The organism is Enterobacter cloacae complex sp. P16RS2 (assembly GCF_014982155.1).
Classification (GTDB): Bacteria; Pseudomonadota; Gammaproteobacteria; order Enterobacterales; family Enterobacteriaceae; genus Enterobacter; species Enterobacter cloacae_M.
In genome coordinates, this window is sequence record NZ_JADCKW010000039.1 from 32,712 (window position 1) to 35,457 (window position 2,746).

Here is a 2,746-nt window from a genome sequence, read left to right on the forward strand (position 1 = left end):
GAAAACCAGGATGCACACACAAAACGTCAACGTCAAAACCGCCGCTCAAGAATCTTCCAGGAAGATGGGGGGAAAAACCGTGTCGTACACGATCCTCGTCGCTGAGACGAAAAAAAACTCTGAGGAGGAATCGGACGTTCTGGAGTTCAGCAGCCTTGCTGAGCTGAAGAAACTGCGCAGACGTTGTCCCGAAACAATGCGCTGCACCTATTTCTACGCCCTCAGCAGCGGCGTCGATAAACAGTTCCGCCATATCCATGTGGCTGAAGCTGACCACTTCAAACAGTTTGTGCGCCTGATCGAGCGCGCAGGTATCGACATTTAAATCCGGTTCACCCCGTGCGGCAGCCGCCGCACGGAACCTCATCAGACAGGAGCATAAAAATGAACGTTAATACCCCGGCCGCTGCACCAATGGCCTTTTTCGTTCCGTCACATAACGCCGTTTATGACCGGGCAACACAGCTGGAAGGGCAGTGGGTGACTCAGCGTGAAGCGATAACGCTGGAATCCCTGCGCCGCCTCTATCCGGATGCGGAGCTGATCCCCGCGACTCTGGTACAGGAAAAGCAGAATGACGGCTATCGCCGTCCCTGGGTGGAAATCACCGAGGCCCGGTACATCGACCAGATGGAAACGCTGCCGCCTGTGGACTGGTGCCGAGGTTTTGGCGGGGAGTCGTTCAAGTCGATGGAGTTTACGGGCGGGGACGTGACCGCGATTTTTGTACGGTACGGCGCGCGTTTCTTTGAGAGCCATGACCTGCACACCCGCCATCACCGGGAGCTGATTGGCGACGTGATCGCCCGTTTCTGTCTCGATGCGCCGCTGAATTCCGCGCATTAAAAAAGCAGGGTTGCCCCTGCTTCCTCAACGCCGTATCTGGCCTACCAAAACGAGATACGGCAATCACAACCAAAGTAAGGAGATTGATCGTGAAATTTGACCCGCAAACTGTCGCACAGGCGAAGGCATTTGTAAATGCCCTCCGCGCCGGGAAACGCGCACGCGTACCCGCGCTGCGCTTCTCACAGTGGCAGCCGTTCCTGTCCGTGGTAAATGCCGAAACGGGCTACGCCGCCGATGCTGACTGTGGTCTGGCTGTCAGCGTCTACCCGGCGCTTGGACTGGCATAACAGGAGACGGCCGCCCGCGGGCGGCCGGTAAGGAGAAACCATGTCACAACTGAGTTTTGAATCCCTGTTCCTGTCTGACCAGGCAGAGGCGCAGCCGCAGGCTTCTGCTCCTGCCCGAATGTTGTCGCCAGCTGAGGCGCGTAGAGAGTTCGCCAGTGTCTTCCGTCAGACTGCGAAACATATGCGCCGTTCAGAAGTGTTCCGCGACTTTATCCAGCTTGCTGCCAACCAGCTGGATGTGGCTCGGGTGCGCACGCCAGAGGGCATGGAAAGTAGCTATCTGATCTGCAAATGTTATGAACCGTCCGATTTAGACGCCATGAACCAGCTGTTCTGCCTGTTGGTGGAGGGACTGGCGGGTGAAATTCATGATTTCCTCGGCGCGCTGTATATGGAGCAGGAGCTGGGCGCGGACGAAATGGGGCAGTATTTCTCTCCGTCCTCCATCTCCCGCCTGATGGCCGGACTACTCATGCCCGGCGCTCAGGAGACGATAAAGCGTGAGGGTTGGATGACGCTCGATGAGCCTGCATGTGGTAGCGCCGGTATGGTCATTGCCTTTGCATACTGGATGACTGACGCGGGATATAACCCGTCAGAACAGCTGTATGCCACCTGCACAGATATCGATCCGATGGTGGCTGATATGGCCTTTATCCAGCTGTCACTGCTGGGTATTCCTGCGAAAGTCGTGACCGGTAATACGCTGACCCTGAAAGCAAATCGCGTGCGTTATACCCCCGTTTATTACTTCAATGACTGGCAGGGACGTCTGGCGTTCCGCAGCCGTTTCGAAGCTATGAAAAAATTTCTGGCCACCGTGGCAGCCTGACTGACAGAGCGGCAGGGCAGACCTGCCGCAGGGAGAGAGAAAATGACAAGCAACACACTGAACGCTGTTCCGGCGACCGTGCTGGAGACGATGGCAGAACGCCTGAACGGCCAGCCTGAACCGCTAAAAATCCGCAGCAACGATGATCACGCCGCACTGGCTGCAGATGTGCTATGGAAATTTGCCCGTAAAACCGGGCTGAACAGGGAAAGCGAAAGCGTGCAAACTGTTATCACGGATTTTCTGGCCAATCTGCTGCATCTGTGCGAACAGTGCGAGCCGGACGGGGCTGGCATCGAGGGATTTAATGCCCTGCTGAATATGGCCATGATGCACTATGAACAGGAAAACGGAGGTGACAGCGAAGAACCGATCTGAGCGGAAATCCTGGCCCCGGTGCATATCATCGGGGCAACCGCAAAAAACGCTACCCCTTCGGGGAAACGGGGAGGGCGAAAGCGCCTCCGGCGCTCCTGCCGTTCCCCGTTGCAGTGCTTCTCTCCTCTCTTGCGATCATAACCTGCGTCCTGCTGGTTAACTTTCTCAGCTGCAGCTCAGTGGCCATAACCCAAAAAACGGGCAGGGCGATGGCCCCCTTCGGCTCCCGGCCAGCGCTGCTGTCCGGTCGTCGAGCCCCACTCCGCCAGGGCGGCTGCTGCGCACCCGCCGGGCTCCGCCGAACCCCTTCGGGTTTCGGGCTGACGCTAGGGTCTGATGGCGAAGGTCAAAGGCTGCGGCTTCTCCGGCCGTGCCGTCCGGAACGCCTTCACCGCGCCGG

The 2,746-nt window shown here is 57.8% G+C and carries 5 protein-coding genes; all 5 read left to right on the forward strand.

Translation table 11 applies throughout. The annotated features are described in order from the left end of the window. Positions 1–64: 64 nt before the first annotated feature. The 5 genes from INF68_RS20580 to INF68_RS20600 all read left to right on the forward strand — a co-directional run bounded on the left by INF68_RS20580 (position 65) and on the right by INF68_RS20600 (position 2,346). The gene (locus INF68_RS20580) at positions 65–325 is read left to right on the forward strand and encodes a hypothetical protein (protein ID WP_033488186.1); all 261 of its coding nucleotides are present in this window, start codon (positions 65–67) and stop codon (positions 323–325) included. 59 nt (positions 326–384) lie between these two features. Then, the gene (locus tag INF68_RS20585; protein WP_074173299.1) at positions 385–846 is read left to right on the forward strand and encodes a DUF1419 domain-containing protein; all 462 of its coding nucleotides are present in this window, start codon (positions 385–387) and stop codon (positions 844–846) included. Between the two features lie 89 nt (positions 847–935). Then, positions 936–1,136, forward strand: a complete 201-nt coding sequence (locus INF68_RS20590) for a hypothetical protein (RefSeq protein WP_031494497.1) — start codon at positions 936–938, stop codon at positions 1,134–1,136. Between the two features lie 40 nt (positions 1,137–1,176). Continuing rightward, entirely contained in the window at positions 1,177–1,968 is a 792-nt protein-coding gene (locus INF68_RS20595; protein ID WP_063854644.1) for an N-6 DNA methylase, read from the forward strand. Between the two features lie 42 nt (positions 1,969–2,010). Continuing rightward, on the forward strand, positions 2,011–2,346 hold the full coding sequence (locus INF68_RS20600; protein WP_023345479.1) for a hypothetical protein: 336 nt from the start codon (positions 2,011–2,013) through the stop codon (positions 2,344–2,346). The last annotated feature ends 400 nt before the right edge of the window (positions 2,347–2,746 follow it).